At 63.8% G+C, this 19658-nt stretch carries 17 protein-coding genes and 1 pseudogene; 1 reads left to right on the forward strand and 17 read right to left on the reverse strand.

Annotated features, from left to right (window positions below):
* Both OEJ37_RS32010 and hemE read right to left on the reverse strand, forming a co-directional pair.
* Positions 1-401, reverse strand: a pseudogene (locus OEJ37_RS32010) (primosomal protein N'); the annotation flags it as partial.
* Between the two features lie 448 nt (positions 402-849).
* Positions 850-1944, reverse strand: a complete 1095-nt coding sequence (gene hemE / locus OEJ37_RS32015) for a uroporphyrinogen decarboxylase (RefSeq protein ID WP_231944009.1) — start codon at positions 1942-1944, stop codon at positions 850-852.
* Positions 1945-2093: 149 nt separating this feature from the next.
* Here hemE and OEJ37_RS32020 point away from each other — a divergent pair, with 149 nt between their 5' ends.
* Entirely contained in the window at positions 2094-2894 is an 801-nt protein-coding gene (locus tag OEJ37_RS32020) for a transporter substrate-binding domain-containing protein (RefSeq protein WP_174418302.1), read from the forward strand.
* 729 nt (positions 2895-3623) lie between these two features.
* Here the strand turns inward: OEJ37_RS32020 and OEJ37_RS32025 are convergent.
* From OEJ37_RS32025 to mnmG, 15 genes are all read right to left on the reverse strand, one after another.
* On the reverse strand, positions 3624-5351 hold the full coding sequence (locus tag OEJ37_RS32025) for an AMP-binding protein (protein WP_263348969.1): 1728 nt from the start codon (positions 5349-5351) through the stop codon (positions 3624-3626).
* Positions 5352-5592: 241 nt separating this feature from the next.
* Positions 5593-6018 carry a F0F1 ATP synthase subunit epsilon gene (locus tag OEJ37_RS32030; RefSeq protein ID WP_006477288.1) on the reverse strand — a complete coding sequence of 142 codons (426 nt, stop codon included), beginning with the start codon at positions 6016-6018 and terminating at the stop codon, positions 5593-5595.
* A gap of 161 nt (positions 6019-6179) precedes the next feature.
* Complete coding sequence (gene atpD / locus OEJ37_RS32035; RefSeq protein ID WP_047899458.1) at positions 6180-7574, reverse strand: F0F1 ATP synthase subunit beta; 1395 nt, start codon at positions 7572-7574, stop codon at positions 6180-6182.
* Between the two features lie 65 nt (positions 7575-7639).
* Complete coding sequence (atpG, locus tag OEJ37_RS32040) at positions 7640-8515, reverse strand: F0F1 ATP synthase subunit gamma (protein WP_034183837.1); 876 nt, start codon at positions 8513-8515, stop codon at positions 7640-7642.
* A 69-nt stretch (positions 8516-8584) separates the two neighbouring features.
* Entirely contained in the window at positions 8585-10126 is a 1542-nt protein-coding gene (gene atpA / locus OEJ37_RS32045) for a F0F1 ATP synthase subunit alpha (protein ID WP_034183836.1), read from the reverse strand.
* A gap of 44 nt (positions 10127-10170) precedes the next feature.
* Entirely contained in the window at positions 10171-10710 is a 540-nt protein-coding gene (locus OEJ37_RS32050; protein ID WP_034183835.1) for a F0F1 ATP synthase subunit delta, read from the reverse strand.
* A gap of 2 nt (positions 10711-10712) precedes the next feature.
* Positions 10713-11183: a F0F1 ATP synthase subunit B gene (locus OEJ37_RS32055; RefSeq protein ID WP_006751767.1), complete on the reverse strand. Its 471-nt coding sequence runs from the start codon at positions 11181-11183 to the stop codon at positions 10713-10715.
* Positions 11184-11312: 129 nt separating this feature from the next.
* A complete protein-coding gene (gene atpE / locus OEJ37_RS32060) occupies positions 11313-11585 on the reverse strand; it encodes a F0F1 ATP synthase subunit C (RefSeq protein ID WP_021160442.1) in 273 nt (90 codons plus the stop codon).
* A gap of 75 nt (positions 11586-11660) precedes the next feature.
* Positions 11661-12512, reverse strand: coding sequence for a F0F1 ATP synthase subunit A (gene atpB / locus OEJ37_RS32065; protein WP_039351439.1), 852 nt, complete (start codon positions 12510-12512; stop codon positions 11661-11663).
* 109 nt (positions 12513-12621) lie between these two features.
* A complete protein-coding gene (locus OEJ37_RS32070; protein ID WP_034183833.1) occupies positions 12622-13146 on the reverse strand; it encodes an ATP synthase subunit I in 525 nt (174 codons plus the stop codon).
* Positions 13147-13715: 569 nt separating this feature from the next.
* Positions 13716-14846, reverse strand: coding sequence for an SLC13 family permease (locus tag OEJ37_RS32075; protein WP_174418304.1), 1131 nt, complete (start codon positions 14844-14846; stop codon positions 13716-13718).
* 10 nt (positions 14847-14856) lie between these two features.
* Positions 14857-15750: a ParB/RepB/Spo0J family partition protein gene (locus tag OEJ37_RS32080; RefSeq protein WP_174418305.1), complete on the reverse strand. Its 894-nt coding sequence runs from the start codon at positions 15748-15750 to the stop codon at positions 14857-14859.
* Between the two features lie 31 nt (positions 15751-15781).
* Positions 15782-16561 (reverse strand): ParA family protein, encoded by a 780-nt coding sequence (locus OEJ37_RS32085; RefSeq protein WP_152860542.1) that lies wholly within the window; start codon positions 16559-16561, stop codon positions 15782-15784.
* A 50-nt stretch (positions 16562-16611) separates the two neighbouring features.
* The gene (rsmG, locus tag OEJ37_RS32090) at positions 16612-17298 is read right to left on the reverse strand and encodes a 16S rRNA (guanine(527)-N(7))-methyltransferase RsmG (protein WP_175920672.1); all 687 of its coding nucleotides are present in this window, start codon (positions 17296-17298) and stop codon (positions 16612-16614) included.
* Entirely contained in the window at positions 17295-19265 is a 1971-nt protein-coding gene (gene mnmG, locus OEJ37_RS32095) for a tRNA uridine-5-carboxymethylaminomethyl(34) synthesis enzyme MnmG (protein WP_175920670.1), read from the reverse strand. The genes rsmG and mnmG overlap by 4 nt, the downstream gene beginning before the upstream one ends.
* Between the last annotated feature and the right edge of the window lie 393 nt (positions 19266-19658).

Here is a 19658-nt window from a genome sequence, read left to right on the forward strand (position 1 = left end):
GCATCGGGCAGCGCCGCGCGGCCGGCTTCCGTCGGCCGGTAGCGCACCTCGGGCGCCAGCAGCCGCCCCCAGCGCCCGGCGTCGCGCAGCGCCTGCGGCAGCGCCGGCAGCGCGACCTCGCCGCGACCGCGCTGATAGTAGTCGGCCGCGAACGACACGAGCGCGAGCCAGTTCGCCGACAGCGGCGGCAGGTCGGTGCAGATCGCGTCGATCGCGCGCAGCCGGGACGGCGGCACGTCGGTGTGAGTCGTCACTTCGCAAACGAGCCCGACGGCCAGCCGCTTGCCGAACGGCACCTGCACGAGCGTGCCGGGCACGGGCGCCGGCTGCGCATCGCAGCGGTAGTCGAACAGGGTCGCGAGCGGATGGTCGAGCGCGACGCGCAGGTAGGTGCCGTCCATCACGGCGCTCCGGCGGCGGCACGCGCCGCGTGGAAGGGTTGCATCCGCGCCCGCATCGCGTCGGCAAACTTAATGTAAAACTTCAGATTCGGCGCTAAGTTTTGGATTCGCATTAAGAATCGCCGTATACCCTGCCCAGCCTGTGGATAACTTTGTTGAGAACTCGTCGCTCACTGGCCGCAACGCGCGCGGGGCCGTGCTTTCCGCTGTTTTTCGCCGTTTGCGGCGGTGCCCCGCGGAGCCTTATTCCATAAGGCTGCTATTCAAATTACCAAACCATAGCGAGACAATTTGACCGACACGGGGCTCTACCGCGCTGCAACGTGGAAAATGTGTATAAGTCAAGTCTTGACAAGCAACGAATCGGCAACCCGTGCGGGGTTGCGCCCTGTTTAGTGCCGGCAGCGAAACGCTGTCACTCCGCAGTGCAGCATGACAGCGCTTGCGTTCAGCCGGCGGCTCCGCTACGAATTGCGCGGCTGTGGTTGTGCACTTCGTCGACGAGTTCGGCGACGTGATCGGGCGACGTGAATTGCGAGATGCCGTGCCCGAGGTTGAATACGTGACCCGGGTGGTTGCCATAGCTGTCGAGCACCGCGCGCGCCTGTTCGCGCACCGCGGCCGGCGGCGCAAACAGGATCGTCGGGTCGAGGTTGCCCTGCAGCGCGACCCGCCCCGCGACGCGCTCGCGCGCGGCGCCGAGGTTGACCGTCCAGTCGAGCCCGACCGCGTCGACGCCGGTCGCCGCGATTTCCTCCAGCCACAGCCCGCCGCCCTTCGTGAACGTAATCACCGGCACGCGCTCGCCGTCGTGCTCGCGCTTGAGCTGCGCGACCACCCGGCGGATGTAGTCCAGCGAAAAGCGCTGGTACGCACCGTCCGCCAGCGCGCCGCCCCACGTGTCGAAAATCATCACGGCCTGCGCGCCCGCTTCGATCTGCGCGTTCAGGTATGCGGCCACCGCCTGCGCGTTCACGTCGAGGATCCGGTGCATCAGGTCGGGGCGCGAATACGCCATCGATTTCACCGTGCGGAAATCGTCCGACCCGCCGCCTTCGACCATGTAGCACGCGAGCGTCCACGGGCTGCCCGAGAAGCCGATCAGCGGCACGCGCTGGCGGCCCTGGCCGTCGGTCAGCGCGCGGCGGATCTCGCGCACGGCGCCGGTCACGTAGCCGAGCGTGGCTTCGATGTCCGGCACCGCGAGCTTCGCGACGTCGGCCTCGGTGCGCACCGGATGCGCGAACTTCGGGCCTTCGCCGACCTGGAAGTCGAGGCCGAGCCCCATCGCGTCCGGAATCGTCAGGATGTCCGAGAACAGGATCGCGGCGTCGAGCGGGAAGCGCTCGAGCGGTTGCAGCGTCACCTCGGTCGCGTAGTCGGGATTCTTCGCGAGACCGAGGAAGCTGCCGGCACGCGCGCGCGTCGCGTTGTACTCGGGCAGGTAGCGGCCGGCCTGGCGCATCAGCCAGATCGGCGTGTAGTCGGTCGGCTCGCGCAGAAGCGCACGCAGGAAGGTGTCGTTGAGCAGGTTATGGGCCACGGTAGGAGCGACGATGCGAAGGCAAAGCGGCATTTTACCGGACAGCCGCCTTCAGGCTGCGCATGTCGACGCGATGGCGGCCATATGACGCGCGCGATGGCTCCGTTATGATCGGACGCTCATATCGAACCGAACGAAGGAGGAGACCGATGAAGACATTCGCCACGCTCGCCGCGACCGCATTGCTCTGCTGCGCCGCCGCGCACGCGCAGACCGGCGCGGGTGCCGCCGCAGCCGCCCCAGGCGCCGGCTCGCGGCTCGACGACGTGCTCGCGCGCGGCGCGCTGCGCGTCTGCACGACAGGCGACTACAAGCCGTATTCGTACTACCGCGCGGACGGCCGCTTCGAGGGCATCGACATCGACATGGCCGAATCGCTCGCGAAGTCGCTCGGCGTGAAGCCCGACTATGTGAAGACGAGCTGGTCGAACCTGACCGGCGATTTCGTCGCGAAATGCGACATCGCGGTGGGCGGCATATCGACGACGCTCGAGCGCCAGAAGCGCGTGTTCTTCACGCAGCCGTACGTCGTCGACGGCAAGACGCCGATCGCGCGCTGCGCGGACGCCGACAAATACCAGACCGTCGCGCAGATCGACCGGCCCGAAACACGCGTGATCGTGAACCCGGGCGGCACCAACGAACGTTTCGCGAAGCAGTACTTCGCGCACGCTAACCTGACCGTCTATCCGGACAACGTGACGATCTTCAAGCAGATCCTCGCGGGCAAGGCGGACGTGATGGTGACGGATGCGTCCGAGACGCTGCTGCAGCAAAAGCTGAATCCGGGGCTGTGCTCGGTCCATCCGGACAAGCCGTTCCAGTTCGGCGAGAAGGCGTACATGGTGCCGCGCGGCGATGTCGCGTTCCAGCAGTACGTCGACCAGTGGCTGCATCTCGCGCTGTCGACCGGCGAATACCAGGCGATTTCGGACAAGTGGCTGAAGTAGGCCCGCATGTTTGCGGCGGCCGATGACGGGCACCGACCCCGTGGCCGCTGCGCGCAGAAATCGCTGCGCGGCGGCGGCCTGCCTGCCGCCCCGTTACACATCGACGCCTCGCCCTGGGGCCGCTGCCGCGCGAAATCACCCCGAATCGGCCAAACGGCCGACTTCCACACATCCCAATCACGTTTCAAAATCTTTCTGACGAATGAATCGTCATGCGCGGTATCTGCCGCGCGGCGCACTTTCCCGCGTGTAATTCGGCAATTCATCGCGCCCGATACGCATGAAAAACGCGCCGTACGCATACGATGAAAACGCCGCGAAAAATATGGGTAAAAATGACCTTTTTCAGGACCCCGAAAACAGCAAAAAATCCCGGAAAGCCTTATCCGGCGGGCGTTACAACCTGAAACACTTTGTTACCGCGACGGGTCATTAATTCGCCCACAATGGCCTCAACGGTTTCAACACGGATGCGGTCTCGTGTGCCAAGTGTGAGCGGACGCGAAGCGCTGCGAGCCAGTCGGTCACGTACCGAAGCCCTTCCCAGGGGCATCCCTGTTGGAGTCGTTTCCGGCCCCCGCCGGACTCGGTTTCATCTTTGGTCTCCTCGCGCTAACCCCGTAGCGTGTGGTTTTTAGCGGGCTAATAAGCCCGCTTTTTTTCGTCCATCGAAAACGCAACGGCCCGCAGGCCGCCGCGTTTTTTCCGCCACCGAACCGCCAGGCCAACTTACGCGGTCTTCTGCACGTCGAGCTTCAGTTCCTCGATCATCCGGTCGCGCATCACGAATTTCTGCACCTTGCCCGTCACCGTCATCGGCAGCTCGTCGACGAAGCGGATGTAGCGCGGAATCTTGTAGTGCGCGATCTGCCCGTTGCAGAACGCGCGCACGTCGTCCTCGGTCATCTGCTCGTCCGCGCGCAGCACGATCCACGCGCACAGCTCCTCGCCGTATTTCGCATCGGGCACGCCGAACACCTGCGCGCTCTGGATCTTCGGATGCCGAAACAGGAATTCCTCGATCTCGCGCGGATAGACGTTCTCGCCGCCGCGAATCACCATGTCCTTCAGCCGGCCGACGATGTTGCAGTAGCCGTCCGCGTCGAGCGTCGCGAGGTCGCCCGTATGCATCCAGCCGTCGACCAGCACCTCGCGCGTCTTCGCGTCGTCGTCCCAGTAGCCGAGCATCACCGAATAGCCCTTCGTGCACAGCTCGCCCGTCGCGCCGACCGGCGCGATGTCGCCGCTCGGATCGACGATCTTCACTTCGAGATGCGGCTGGATGCGCCCGACCGTCGTCGTGCGCTTCTCGAGCGGATCGTCGGTCGAGCTCTGGAACGACACGGGGCTCGTCTCCGTCATCCCGTATGCGATCGTGATCTCCGACAGGTGCATCTGCGACACGACGCGCTTCATCGTCTCGATCGGGCACGGCGAGCCGGCCATGATCCCCGTGCGCAGCGTCGACAGGTCGAATTTCGGGAACTCGGGATGATCGAGCTCGGCAATGAACATCGTCGGCACGCCGTGCAGCGCGGTGCAGCGTTCGTCGGCCACGGCCGCGAGCGTCGCGACCGGGTCGAATGCTTCGCCCGGGAACACCATCGCCGCGCCCTTCGATACGCACGCGAGTACCGCAAGCACCATCCCGAAGCAGTGATACAGCGGCACGGGAATGCAAAGCGAATCCTGCTCGGTGAAGCGCATCGCCATCGCGATCGAGCGCGCGTTGTTGACGACGTTGCGGTGCGTGAGCGTCGCGCCCTTCGGGCTGCCCGTCGTGCCGCTCGTGAACTGGATGTTGATCGCGTCGGTGGACTCGAGCGTCGCGCCGATCGCATCGAGCAGCGCGGGGTCGACGGCCTGACGGCCGCGCACCATCACGTCGGCGAAACGGAACATGCCGGCCGGCGCGACGTCGCCCATCGACACGACCGTACGCAGGCTCGGCACGCGTGCCGCCTGCAAGTTGCCCGGCGTCGCGGACGCAAGCTCCGGCGCGATGGTCTGCAGCATCTCGACATACGCCGACGACTTGAAGCGCTCGGCCGCGATCACGGCCTTGCAGCCGACCTTGTTCAGCGCGTATTCGAGTTCCGACAGCCGGTAGGCCGGATTGATGTTGACGAGCACCGCGCCGATACGCGCGGTCGCGAACTGCGTGAGCAGCCATTCGCTGCGGTTCGGCGACCAGATGCCGACGCGGTCGCCCTTCACGATCCCGAGCGCGGCGAGGCCGGCCGCGAGCACGTCGACCTCGTCCGCGAATTCGCGCCAGGTCCAACGCACCTGCTGCTCGCGGAACACGACCGCCGGGCGTTCGGGAAAGCGGCCGGCGGTATCGCGCAGGAACCGGCCGATCGTCGCTTCGGATAGCGGCACGTCGGTCGCGCCGCGCACGTACGACAGTCCGTTTTCGGGCGCGATCAGCGCCCCCACGCCAAGGTCTGCTGCCATGAATGTCTCCGTCTTTTTGTCTGATCGGACCGCGGGCGCTTGCTGCGCCCGCCTCCGTCGCCGCACTCGCGACGGGCGGCCTCACTGCGGATGATGACGCGCTCCGCTGACGACACTCTGACATCGAATCGCGGCGGACGGATGAAATAGCACGACCGGACGGGACGATCCGGCGCGCAACCTGCACACGAAAAAAAAGCAGCCCGAAGGCTGCTTTCTTTCGCGGGATACGCGGCGCGGCTCAGTGCCGACTGCGGATCTTCGCCAGACGCTGGATCGCCTCGAGCTGCGCCATCGCGGTCGCGAGCTCGGATTGCGCCTTCGCGAGGTCGAGATCCGACTTCGCGTTCTGCAGCGTTTCCTCGGCGCGCTTGCGCGCTTCCTCTGCTTTCGCCGCGTCGAGGTCCTTGCCGCGGATCGCGGTATCGGCGAGCACCGTCACGGCGCCCGGCTGCACTTCGAGAATGCCGCCCGCGACGAACACGAATTCGTCGTTGCCGCCCTCGACTTCGATGCGCACCGCACCCGGACGAATCCGCGTGATCAGCGGCGTGTGGCCCGGCAGAATACCCAGCTCACCCGTTTCGCCCGGCAGCGCGACGAATTTCGCCTCGCCCGAGAAGATCTGCTCTTCCGCGCTGACGACGTCTACTTTGATGGTTGCCATATCGACTCCTGTCGACGGGAGTTAGCGCTTCAGCGCTTACTCCCGTCCCATGCACGGCGGTTGAGCGTGTTGCGGTCAGCGCGACCGGCCGTGAAGCAAATCGACAACAGCGATTCACTGCACCGAGGCCGGATCGCACCAGCTTGCTACCACTCAGACCTTTACTGGATCTTCTTGGCCTTCTCGAAGGCTTCGTCGATCGTGCCGACCATGTAGAACGCCTGTTCCGGCAGGTGGTCGCACTCGCCGTCGACGATCATCTTGAAGCCGCGGATCGTTTCCTTCAGCGGCACGTACTTGCCCGGCGAGCCCGTGAACACTTCGGCAACGTGGAACGGCTGCGACAGGAAACGCTGGATCTTACGTGCGCGCGCGACCGACAGCTTGTCTTCCGGCGACAGTTCGTCCATGCCCAGAATCGCGATGATGTCGCGCAGTTCCTTGTAGCGCTGCAGCGTCTGCTGAACACGACGGGTGATCGAGTAGTGCTCTTCACCGATCACGTTCGGGTCGATCTGGCGCGACGTCGAGTCGAGCGGGTCGACCGCCGGGTAGATACCCAGCGAAGCGATGTCACGCGACAGAACGACGGTTGCGTCAAGGTGGCCGAAGGTCGTAGCCGGCGACGGGTCGGTCAAGTCGTCCGCAGGGACGTACACGGCCTGGACCGACGTAATCGAGCCCTTCTTGGTCGACGTGATGCGCTCTTGCAGCTTGCCCATTTCTTCAGCCAGCGTCGGCTGATAGCCCACTGCCGACGGCATACGACCGAGCAGTGCCGACACTTCGGTACCGGCCAGCGTGAAACGGTAGATGTTGTCGACGAAGAACAGCACGTCGAGGCCTTCGTCACGGAAGTGTTCGGCCATCGTCAGGCCGGTCAGCGCGACACGCAGACGGTTGCCCGGCGGCTCGTTCATCTGGCCGTACACCAGCGCGACCTTGTCGAGAACGTTCGAGTCCTTCATTTCGTGGTAGAAGTCGTTCCCTTCACGGGTACGCTCGCCCACGCCCGCGAACACGGAATAACCGCCGTGTTCCTTCGCGATGTTGTTGATGAGCTCCATCATGTTGACGGTCTTGCCCACGCCGGCACCACCGAACAGGCCAACCTTGCCGCCCTTTGCGAACGGGCAGATCAGGTCGATGACCTTGATACCCGTTTCGAGCAGTTCGGTCGACGGCGACAGTTCGTCGAACGCCGGGGCCTTCTGGTGGATCGAACGCGTCGTTTCGCTCACGATCGGGCCAGCCTCGTCGATCGGACGGCCGAGCACGTCCATGATCCGGCCGAGGGTCGGCTTGCCGACCGGCACCGAGATCGGATTTGCCGTGTTCTTCACGGTCAGACCGCGGCGCAGGCCGTCGGATGCACCCAGACAAATGGTGCGGACCACGCCGTCGCCCAGCTGCTGCTGGACTTCGAGCGTCAGTTCCGAGCCATCGAGAATAAGCGCGTCGTAGATCTTCGGCATGCTGTCGCGCGGGAATTCCACGTCGATAACGGCGCCGATGCACTGTACGATCTTGCCTTCTACCAAAGCAGCAGTACTCATCGCTTTTCCTTTAAATACCTGATTCTTTACTCGCGCAAAGGCGCAGTTGTCGTCCGGGCGCGCGCTTAAACAGCGGCTGCGCCGCCGACGATCTCCGACAGTTCTTTCGTAATCGCGGCCTGACGGCTCTTGTTGTACACGAGCTGCAGTTCGCTGATCACCGTCTTCGCGTTGTCGGACGCGGCCTTCATCGCGACCATCCGCGCCGATTGCTCGGACGCCATGTTCTCCGCGACGGCCTGGTACACCAGCGCCTCGACGTAACGCACCAGCAGTTCGTCGACGACTGCCTGCGCGTCCGGCTCGTAGATGTAGTCCCACGACGTGGCCGGCGTACCGTCATCGGCTTCGAAGTGTTCCGACGACAGCGGCAGCAGCTGCTCGATCACGGCTTCCTGCTTCATCGTGTTGACGAAGCGCGTGTAAGCGATATAAACCGCCGACAGCTTGCCTTCCGAGTACAGGTCGAGCTGCGTCTTCACCGCGCCGATCAGCTTGTCCAGATGCGGGGTGTCGCCGAGGTGCACGACCTGCGACATCACCTTCGCGCCGAAGCGGTTCAGGAAACCGAGGCCCTTGCTGCCGATCGCCGTGGCTTCGACCTTCTGGCCCTTCTCTTCCAGCTCCTTGAACTTCTGCACCGTCGCACGCAGCACGTTGGTGTTCAGCCCGCCGCACAGACCCTTGTCCGTCGTGACGAGGATGATGCCGGCCGTGTTCGTGCCGTCGTTCGCCACCATGAACGGGTGGCGGTACTCCGGGTTCGCGCGGCTCATGTGCGCGGCGATGGCACGGACCTTGTCCGCATACGGACGAGCAGCGCGCATGCGTTCCTGCGCGCGGCGCATCTTCGATGCGGCCACCATCTCCATCGCCTTCGTGATCTTGCGCGTGTTCTGCACGCTCTTGATCTTGCCGCGAATTTCCTTCATTCCAGCCATAGCTTGCTCCTTGACCGAAGCGGCGCGGGCGCATCAGCACCCGCGCGGCCTCAGTGTGTCACTCGCGGATCAATAGGCACCGGACTTCTTGAAGGATTCGATCGCCGAGCGCAGCGCGCCTTCGTCGTCCTTCGAGAGATCCTTGGTGTCTTCGATGCGCTTGATGAGGTCAGCGTTGCTGGTCTTCAGGCTTTCGCGCAGGCCCTTCTCGAACGGCAGCACTTGCTTCACGTCGAGGTCGTCGAGGTAGCCGTTGTTCGCGGCGTACAGCGACACGGCCAGTTCCCACACCTGCAGCGGCTGGTACTGCGGCTGCTTCAGCAGTTCCGTCACGCGGCGGCCGCGCTCGAGCTGCTTGCGGGTCGCTTCGTCGAGATCCGATGCGAACTGCGCGAATGCGGCCAGTTCACGGTACTGCGCGAGGTCGGTACGGATACCGCCCGACAGCTTCTTCACGACCTTCGTCTGCGCGGCGCCACCGACTCGCGACACCGACACGCCGGCGTTGATTGCCGGGCGGATACCTGCGTTGAACAGGTCGGTTTCCAGGAAGATCTGGCCGTCGGTAATCGAGATCACGTTCGTCGGAACGAATGCGGTCACGTCGCCTGCCTGCGTTTCGATGACCGGCAGTGCCGTCAGCGAACCGCTCTTGCCCTTCACTTCGCCGTTCGTGAACTTCTCGACGTACTCTTCCGACACGCGAGCCGCACGCTCCAGCAGACGCGAGTGCAGATAGAACACGTCGCCCGGGTACGCTTCACGGCCCGGCGGGCGGCGCAGCAGCAGCGAGATCTGACGGTATGCCCAAGCCTGCTTGGTCAAGTCGTCATAAATGATCAGCGCGTCCTGGCCGCGGTCGCGGAAGTATTCGCCCATCGTGCAGCCGGCGTACGGTGCCAGATACTGCATTGCTGCGGAATCCGATGCCGTGGCGGCGACGACGATCGTGTATTCCATCGCGCCCGTTTCTTCGAGCTTGCGAACCACGTTCATGATCGACGAAGCCTTCTGGCCGATCGCGACGTAGATACAGATCAGGTCCTTGCCCTTCTGGTTGATGATCGCGTCGAGCGCCACCGCGGTCTTGCCGCACTGACGGTCGCCGATGATCAGCTCACGCTGGCCACGGCCGATCGGCACCATCGCGTCGATCGACTTGATGCCCGTCTGCACCGGCTGCGACACCGACTTGCGCCAGATCACGCCCGGGGCGATCTTTTCGATCGCGTCGGTCAGCTTCGCGTTGACCGGGCCCTTGCCGTCGATCGGGTTGCCGAGCGCATCGACCACGCGGCCGACGAGTTCCGGACCGACCGGGACTTCCAGAATGCGACCCGTCGTCTTGACGACATCGCCTTCCGAGATGTGTTCGTATTCGCCGAGAATCACCGCGCCGACCGAGTCGCGCTCGAGGTTCAGCGCGAGGCCGAACGTGTTGCCCGGAAACTCGAGCATTTCGCCCTGCATCACGTCCGACAGGCCGTGGATACGCACGATACCGTCGGTCACGGAGATCACGGTGCCCTGGTTGCGAACGTCTGCGCTCGCTTCAAGGCCCTGGATCCGGCTCTTGATCAGCTCGCTGATCTCAGAGGGATTGAGTTGCATTATTCGCTCCTGATAGTCAATTCTGTTGCGTGCCGGCGTGGCGCTCAGGCGGTCAAGGCAGCCTGCATCGATGCGAGGCGCGCGCGAACCGAGGTGTCGAGCACTTCGTCGCCGACCGTCACGCGCACGCCGCCGATCAGCGACGAATCGACTTCGACCGTCGGTTTCAGCTTGCGCTTGAACTTGCGTTCGAGGCCCGAGACGAGACTTTCGAGATCCGCGCCGTTCAGCGGGAACGCGCTCACGATCTCGGCGTCGGCAGCACCTTCACGTTCGTTCTTGAGCGCCTCGAACTGCTCGGCAATTTCCGGCAGCAGCGCGATGCGATGATTGTCGACCAGCATCTGCACGAAGTTCTTCGCTTCGGCGCCGGCCACGAGCGGCGACTTCACCGCAGCAAGCAGCAACTCGGCTACTTGCGTGCGCGTCACCTTCGGGCTCGACGCGACCGACAGTACTTCCGGCAGACGCGCAACCTGGGCCAGCTCTTGCACGAGCGTGGACCAGGCGGCGATGTCACCGCCCTCGGCCACGCGGAACAGCGCTTCTGCGTAAGGGCGGGCGATGGTTGCAAGTTCGGCCATGATCAGAGCTCGGCTTTCAGTTGATTCAGCAGTTGGGCGTGGGCCGTTTGATCGACTTCGCGCTTCAGGATCTGCTCGGCGCCCTTCACGGCCAGCGAGGCGACTTCGCCACGCAGCGCTTCGCGCGCCTTCACGATTTGCTGTTCTGCTTCCGCCTTCGCCTGGGCGACGATGCGGGCGGCTTCAGCCTGGGCGTTGGCCTTGATTTCCTCGGCGACCGCCTGGGCACGCTTTTCAGCGTCGGCGATGCGCTGCTGGCCGTCGTTGCGGGCCTGCGCGAGTTCCTGGTCCACGCGCTTGTGCGCTGCGTCGAGTTCCGCCTTGCCCTTCTCCGCGGCGGCGAGGCCGTCGGCGATCTTCTTCGAACGTTCGTCGAGGGCGTTGATCAACGGCGGCCACACGAACTTCATCGTGAACCACGCGAGGACCAGGAACACGACCATTTGCGCAAACAGAGTTGCGTTGAGATTCACGGTGTTTCCTTATCTGCTATTCCGGAAAAATGAAACGGTAAGGCGCTCATCGAGTTGCATTCGATCAGCGCCCCAAGTCTCCGTTCCGCCCTGCGCCGGCTTGCGCCGGACGCATATTTCCGAGGAACCTTAGCCTGCGACGAGCTTCGACAGGAGCGGGTTCGCGAACGCGAACAGCATTGCGACACCAACGCCGATCAGGAATGCAGCGTCGATCAGACCAGCCAGCAGGAACATCTTCGTTTGCAGCGGGTTGATGAGTTCCGGCTGACGTGCGCAGGCTTCGATGTACTTGCCACCCATCAGCGCGATACCGATACAGGCGCCGATTGCACCCAGGCCGATGATGATGCCGATACCGATGGCGGTCAGACCCTGGATGTTGGCGATGTAAGCTTGCATGATCACTCCTTTGTGAAAAGACTTGGAACTGAGATTTAAAAAACTAAAACGAAGACTCTTTCTTGCACGCCGCGCTTAGTGCTTGTCGTGCGCTTGGCCGAGATACACCAGCGTCAGCATCATGAAAATGAATGCCTGCAACAGAACAATCAGGATGTGGAAGATTGCCCAGACGCTACCCGCGATCACGTGACCAACGAAGCCGAGGAACGTTGCGTCGCCACCGAAGCTCCACATGCTGCCGAGCAGGGCGATCAACAGGAACAACAGCTCACCCGCGTACATGTTGCCGAACAGCCGCATACCGAGGGAGACGGTCTTCGCGAGATATTCGACGATGTTGAGCGCGAGGTTCGGGATCCACAGCAGCGGGTGGGCGCCGAACGGGGCCGACAGCAGCTCATGCACAAAGCCGCCCGCGCCCTTGATCTTGATGCTGTAGTAGATCATCAGGACGAACACGCCGAGCGCGATGCCGAGCGTGCCGTTCAGGTCGGCCGTCGGGACGATGCGATGGTGGGAAATCACGTCCGACAAACCGAGCAGGCCGATCACGCGGCCCGGCAGGTCGACCGGGAGGAAGTCGAGGGAGTTCATCAGCGCGACCCACACGAACACCGTGAGGGCGAGCGGAGCGATGAAGGTGCGATTGCCGTGGACGATGGCCTTCGACTGGTCTTCGACCATTTCGACGAGCATCTCGATCGCGCACTGGAAACGGCCCGGCACGCCCGACGTCGCCTTGCGGGCGGCCAGACGCAGCAGGAGGATCGTCACGATGCCGCATACGATCGACCAGAACAGCGTGTCGAGATTCCAGACGTGGATGTCGAAAATCGACGTCTGATGCGAGGTGGAGAAATTCTGCAAGTGGTGCGCAATGTACTCGGACGGATCCGGACCGCGCGTGCCTTCGCTAGCTGCCATATCGTTAATGCCACCCAAATTGTCGAAAATCGTTTTGCCTGTTCCGCAACACGCTATTGCGGGAACGGGCCGGTGCGGTTCGTTGTCGAAACCGCACGCTGCTTGTTGCTTACCGCCAGGCCAGCGCGATCCAGTACGTCTTCAGCACGACGAGGTACGTGACGAGGAACGGCACCCAGTGCACGCCGGCCCAGCCGAACGCCACTGCTGCGAACATCCCGATCGTCAGACCGAGCTTCAGGGCTTCGCCCATCACCCAGCTCATCACGGTGGCCGAACCACCTGCCTTCAGTCGTGCCACGAACAGCGCACTTGGTACCCAGCCGATCGCTCCACCCAGAAACGCGGATTGCGCAGCGGCGCCCGGCGACTTCGAAAACAGCCACCACGCCAGCGTTGCAACCAGGGACAAGACCACTTGCGCGATCACCACCTTGTAGGGGGTCACGCGCGAGGGCTTGCTCACGTCCGGGCCGAACAGCCTCTCGGCTTCTGCCCGCGTGAGCGGAACGATATTGTTATCTTGTTGCTCGGCATCCCAGTCATCGTCGGATTCGCGCCGCTCGCCGGCCGCCGAAGCGGTGCGTTGCGTGCGCTGATCATCGTGCCTGTCGTCCGGCGCCTGACCCGCCATCGCAATCTTCCGCAAAATCCTTGAACCCGGCCCCAAGCTTTCCGAAAGCTTTCAGGGGTGCCTAGCTAACAAATCCGGGCGATTGTAAGCGATAGTTGCAAGTGATTCAAGGCTTTAGACGCGACAAAAACCTGCGTAAAACGACGCCTCATCATGTGAAAAACACGCGATTCGACGACGTACGATGACAGTTGTAAGGTCGGATTTTTGCACCGGTATTTCTTGCCCGAAAAATGTCCGGTGATGGTGGATGGCATGGAAGCGATATGCCCGACGCGGGCTCGAACGAAGCGGCACGATCGCCGCCGAAAATCCGCTGTGAAGCAGCCGCCCGGAACGACTCGGCCCGGCACCCCGGGACAGGCAAAACACTGTGGCCGGTCAGCCGCACCCGATGCACGAAATTCGATCGGATGCTGATGCGTCGAACCATCCAATCAGTTGTCGCACCACCACAGGCAATCGACTGTGAATCGCAGCACTTATCAACAGCCTCGCAATCATCGCGAACGTCGTGCCCCCTCCCCGCCACTCGAACGGCATGCCGGTGCCGCACGCACCCGCAACGCTCAACCGTGCACGAGCAGCCACGCGCCGAGTGCCGCGCTCACGAGCGCGAACGGAATCGAGACCAGGTGGAACGGCAGCCACATGCGCGGCTCCTTCGCGAGACGCACCGCGATCAGGTTCGCGAGCGAACCGATCGCGAAACCGAAGCCGCCGACCGATACGCCGAACGCGAGCGCACGCCAGTCGTGCGTGAATTCCGATAGCAGGATCGCGGCCGGCACGTTGCTGATTCCTTGCGACAGTACGGCGCCGGCCGCAAATACGCGCAGCGGCGAATCGAGATGCGCATGCGCAATCGCATCGTGCACGACGGGCAGCGCAGCCGCGCTGCGCAGCACCACGAACATCAGTACGAAGATCAGCAGCAGCAGCCAGTCGATCTTCAGGACTGCGTCACGTTTTACGACGAACAGCACGATCGCGACAGCAACCAGACCCGGCAGCGGATGGTGCGCATCGGCGAGCAGCACGAATGCCGCGAACAGCACCGCTGCAATCAGTGCGTGCATGCGCTGCACGGGCAATGCGACGACGTCGCCGGACAGGTCGAGCGGTTTCGCGCGAAACGCGCACGCGGTCAGCGCAAGCAGCAGCGCCATCAGTGCGAGCGCGAGCGGCCCGAGCGTGACCACGAAGCGGCCGAACGACATGCCGCTCAATTGCCACAGGAAAAGATTCTGGGGATTGCCGAGCGGCGTCGCGACGGACCCCGCGTTGACGGCCAGCGCGACGACGATCACGAGCCGCCGGAACGGCAGCGGCGTCAGCGCGCGCAGCGATACCATCAACGGCACGACGACGAACAGCGCGACATCGTTGGTCAGCCACATCGACAGCACCGCCGCGAACACGACGAGCAGCATCGCGAGCCCGCGTTCGGAATGCACATGATGCACGATGCGGTGCGCGAGCCACATCAGACAGCCGGACAACTCGAGCGCCTTGGTCAGCATCAGCAGGCCCGCGAGCGTCGCGACCGTTTGCCAGTCGACGCGCCCGGCCAGTACGGTAAATGGTTGCGGACGCACCCATTGCAGCACGATCAGGCCCAGCGCGAGCACCGACAGTACGGGCTCCTGCGCAAGCCATCCGAGCCACCGGCGCGGCGCCGGTGCGCCCGTCTTCTCCATCGTCAACTCGTTACTCTTCGGTCGCTACGTTGCCGCGCAGCCGCGCGAGAATGCCCTCGAGTGCATCGAGGTTACCGAAGTCGATCATCACCTGCCCTCGCCCGCGGCGGCCGAGCTTGATCCTCACCGTCGACGCGAGCAGGTCAGACAACTCCTCCTCGAGACGGCGCGTGTCGCGGCCGCCGTCGTCCTTCGCGCGCGCCTTCACGGTCGGCGCTTCCTTCGTCGTGTGCGCGACGAGCTTTTCGGTCTCACGCACCGACATGCGCTTGTTGACGACCTGATGGGCTAGCGTGATCTGCGTTGCCGCGTCGACGGCGAGCAGCGCGCGTGCGTGCCCCATGTCGAGGTCGCCGGCCAGCAGCATCGTCTGCACCGGCGATGCGAGGTTCAGCAGGCGCAGCAGGTTCGACACCGCGCTGCGCGAACGGCCGACCGATTCGGCCGCCTGTTCGTGCGTGAACCCGAACTCGTCGAGCAGGCGCTGGATGCCGTGCGCCTCTTCAAGCGGGTTCAGATCCTCGCGCTGGATATTCTCGATCAGCGCCATCGCCGCGGCGGCCTGATCGGAGACGTCCTTCACGAGCACCGGCACTTCGTCGAGTCCGGCCAGGCGCGCCGCGCGGAAACGCCGCTCGCCCGCGATGATCTCGTATTTGTCTGATGAAATGGGCCGTACCAGGATCGGCTGCATCACGCCCTGAGCGCGAATGCTTGCCGCCAGCTCCTGCAGGCTGCCTTCGTCCATCCGCGTCCGCGGCTGGTACTTGCCGGCCTGCAGCTTGCCAAGCGCGAGCGTGTTCGGTGCGCCTTCGATCTTCACCGCTTCGGTGATATCGGCGCTGCCGCCGAGCAGCGCTTCGAGGCCACGTCCCAAGCCCTTCTTCTTTGGTACCGCGTTCATGTCTTTCTTCCTCGCTTCGCTCATGTCCGGATCACGACACCTCGAACGCACGAACGCGTTCGATCATCTCGGCACCAAACTGCAGATACGCTTGCGCACCGCGCGAGCTGCGGTCGAACACGACGCCCGGCAGCCCGTAACTCGGCGCTTCCGCCAGGCGCACGTTGCGCGGAATCACCGCGTCGAACACCTTGTCGCCGAAGTGCGCTTTCAGTTGATCGGAGACTTGCTGCTGCAGCGTGATGCGCGGATCGAACATCACGCGCAGCAAGCCGATGATCTTCAGGTCGCGGTTCATGTTCGCGTGAACCTGCTTGATCGTATTGACGAGGTCCGACAACCCTTCCAGTGCGAAGTATTCGCACTGCATCGGGATCACGACGCCATGCGCCGCGCATAGCCCGTTCAGCGTCAGCAGCGACAGCGTCGGCGGGCAATCGATCAGCACGAAGTCGTAGTCGTCGGCCACGTGCTCGAGCGCGGCCTTCAGCCGGCGCTCGCGGTTGTCGATGCTGATCAGCTCGATCTCGGCACCGGACAGCTCGCGGTTCGCGGGCAGCACGTCGTAGGTGACGCCGTCCGGACGCACGCGTGCATCGGTCACCGACACGCCGTCGACCAGCACTTCGTACACGGTCGATTCGCACGCGGCCTTGTCGATCCCGCTGCCCATCGTCGCGTTGCCCTGCGGGTCGAGATCGATCAGCAGGACTCGTTGCTCCTGCGCTGCAAGGCTTGCGGCGAGATTGACCGATGTCGTCGTCTTGCCGACGCCCCCCTTCTGGTTCGCAACGCAGAAGATCTTTGCCATCGTTGGTGTGTTCCCTTTACCTTCAAACAAACGGCGCGTACCGCGCGCCTTCATTTCGCTTCGTCGACGGCCACTTCGATCAGATGCCGCTCGGCATCGAGCATCGGCACTGCCAGCCGCATCGTCTGCTTCACGCGGCTGCCTTCCGGCAACCGCGCAATCTCGTCGTCCGGGTGTACGCCCTTCATTGCCCAGATCGATCCGCCCGGCGCGACCAGATGTCGAGCAAGTGTAACGAAGTCGGACAGATCAGCGAAGGCGCGAGACACGATCATGTCGAATTTTTCCGGCACTTCGACGCCCGGCCGCAGCGATTCGACCCGCCCGGTGACCACCGACAGGTTCGCGAGCTTCAGCTCCGCGCGCATCTGCGTCTGGAATGCAGACTTCTTCTGCACGATATCGTTCAGCGTGACCTGCCAGTCCGGCTCGACGACCGCCAGCACGATCCCGGGCAACCCGCCGCCCGAACCGACGTCGAGCACGCGGGCCGTCGCACGGCCACGCAGATGCGGGACGATCGAAAGCGAATCGAGGATGTGTTGGATCAGCATCTGCTTCGGGTCGCGGATCGCGGTCAGGTTGTAGACCGCGTTCCACTTGCCGAGCAGCGCGACATAGTCGAGCAACTGGTTGCGTTGTGTATCCGTCAGCGTGAGGTCGAGCGCCGTCGTGCCGTCGACGAGCATCCCTTCCAGTACGTCCCGATTAACCGCCGGCGCGCGACGCGCCGTCATTGTTGCGTCGGGACGGCGCCGTCCCCCTGCTCCGTCGCCTCTGCGGCAGTGCCATTACGGCGGCCCAGGCCGCGGCGCTTCAGGTGCACCATCAGCAGCGAGATCGCCGCCGGCGTGACGCCCGAAATGCGCGACGCCTGCCCGATCGTTTCCGGCCGGAACTCGTTGAGCTTCTGGCTCACCTCGAACGACAGGCCGCGAACTTCGCGGTAATCGATACCGTCCGGCAGGCGCGTGCTCTCGTTCGCGTCGTTGCGTTCGATCTCGGATGCCTGACGCTCGATATAACCCTGATACTTGATGCCGATCTCGACCTGCTCCTTGATCTGCTCGAGCAGCACCGGATCGTCGGCGAGCGGCTCGGCCGGGCCGCATTCGCCACCCTTCAGGCCGCACACGCCGTCGTAGCCGACGCCCGGACGGCGCAGCAGCTCGGCGAGGCTGTATTCGTGATCGATCGCCTTGCCGAGCAGCGCGGTCGCCTCTTCCGGCGGCAGCGTCTTCGGCGTGACCCACGTCGATTTCAGGCGTTCGGTTTCACGTGAAACAGCGTCGCGTTTCCGGCTGAATGCGTCCCAACGCACGTCGTCGACGAGGCCCAGTTCGCGGCCGATCTCGGTCAGGCGCATGTCGGCGTTGTCTTCACGCAGGCTCAAGCGATATTCGGCGCGGCTCGTGAACATCCGGTACGGCTCGGCCACACCGCGCGTCACGAGATCGTCGACCAGCACGCCAAGGTATGCCTGGTCGCGGCGCGGGCACCATGCGTCCTTCTCCTGCACGTAGCGGCCCGCATTGAGGCCGGCCAGCAGGCCTTGCGCGGCCGCCTCTTCGTAGCCGGTCGTGCCGTTGATCTGGCCCGCAAAGAACAGCCCGTTGATCGCCTTCGTCTCGAGCGATGCCTTCAGCGCGCGCGGGTCGAAGTAGTCGTACTCGATCGCGTAGCCGGGGCGCAGGATATGCGCGTTCTCGAGGCCACGCATCGAATGCACGAGCTCGAGCTGGACGTCGAACGGCAGGCTCGTCGAAATCCCGTTTGGGTAGAACTCGTTAGTCGTCAGCCCTTCCGGCTCGAGGAAGATCTGGTGCGACTCCTTCGATGCGAACCGGTGGATCTTGTCCTCGATCGACGGGCAATAACGCGGCCCGACGCCCTCGATCACGCCTGTATACATAGGCGAACGGTCGAGGCCGCCGCGAATGATGTCGTGCGTGCGTTCGTTCGTGTGCGTGACCCAGCACGGCAACTGCTGCGGATGCTGCTCTGCACGGCCCAGGAACGAGAACACGGGGATCGGATCGAGGTCACCCGGCTGCTCGTCCAGCTTCGAGAAGTCGATCGTGCGGCCGTCGATACGCGGCGGCGTACCGGTCTTCAGGCGGCCCTGCGGAAGCTTCAGCTCCTTCAGGCGCGACGACAGCGATACGGCCGCCGGATCGCCCGCGCGACCGCCCGTGTAGTTGTTCAGGCCGACATGGATCTTGCCGTCGAGGAACGTACCGGCCGTCAGCACGACCGCGCGGGCGCGGAAGCGGATGCCAATCTGCGTGACGGCGCCCACCACGTGGTCGCCTTCGACCATCAGGTCGTCGACGGCCTGCTGGAACAGCCACAAATTCGGCTGGTTCTCGAGCCGGTGGCGAATCGCGGCCTTGTACAGGATGCGGTCGGCCTGCGCACGCGTCGCACGTACGGCCGGGCCCTTCGACGAATTGAGGATCCGGAACTGAATACCGCTCTCGTCCGTCGCGGCGGCCATCGCGCCGCCCAGCGCGTCGACTTCCTTGACCAGATGGCCCTTGCCAATGCCGCCGATCGACGGATTGCAGCTCATCTGCCCGAGCGTTTCGATATTGTGAGTCAGCAGCAGCGTCTTCGCGCCCATTCGGGCGGACGCCAGCGCCGCTTCCGTGCCGGCATGACCGCCACCGACGACGATGACGTCAAATTCTGTGGGAAAAAGCATGGTGGATTCCGTACGCAGGAGTGCGCACGAACCTATCAGAGAAATGTATGGGCCGAATTATAGCGGGTTCGCTTTTCACCCGAAGGCCGTCCGAATGGTAGGGTCCGTTCATTTCGTCGTTTTTTCGACTGCGGGGGGATGAATCCTTGGGGTCGCGCCTTCTCCAGCAAGGCTCCCGGCCACTTTGGCGCACATCGTTGTGGCTGTGCAAAAAACAGATCAGCGGGGAATGGCCCGCAGAGGACAGACCGACATCGATTCCTGTGGCCGGCACGACAACCTTGGCGCCAGATCCGGTGCCCCCGCCTCCTCACAGACTTCCATGTTGTTGGTCCGACACTTACCCCCCGCGATTCGACACATCGCCAGCCTGTGCAGAGATCCACGCACCAG

Source organism: Burkholderia sp. BKH01 (genome assembly GCF_025685725.1).
GTDB classification, from domain to species: domain Bacteria; phylum Pseudomonadota; class Gammaproteobacteria; order Burkholderiales; family Burkholderiaceae; genus Burkholderia; species Burkholderia pyrrocinia_C.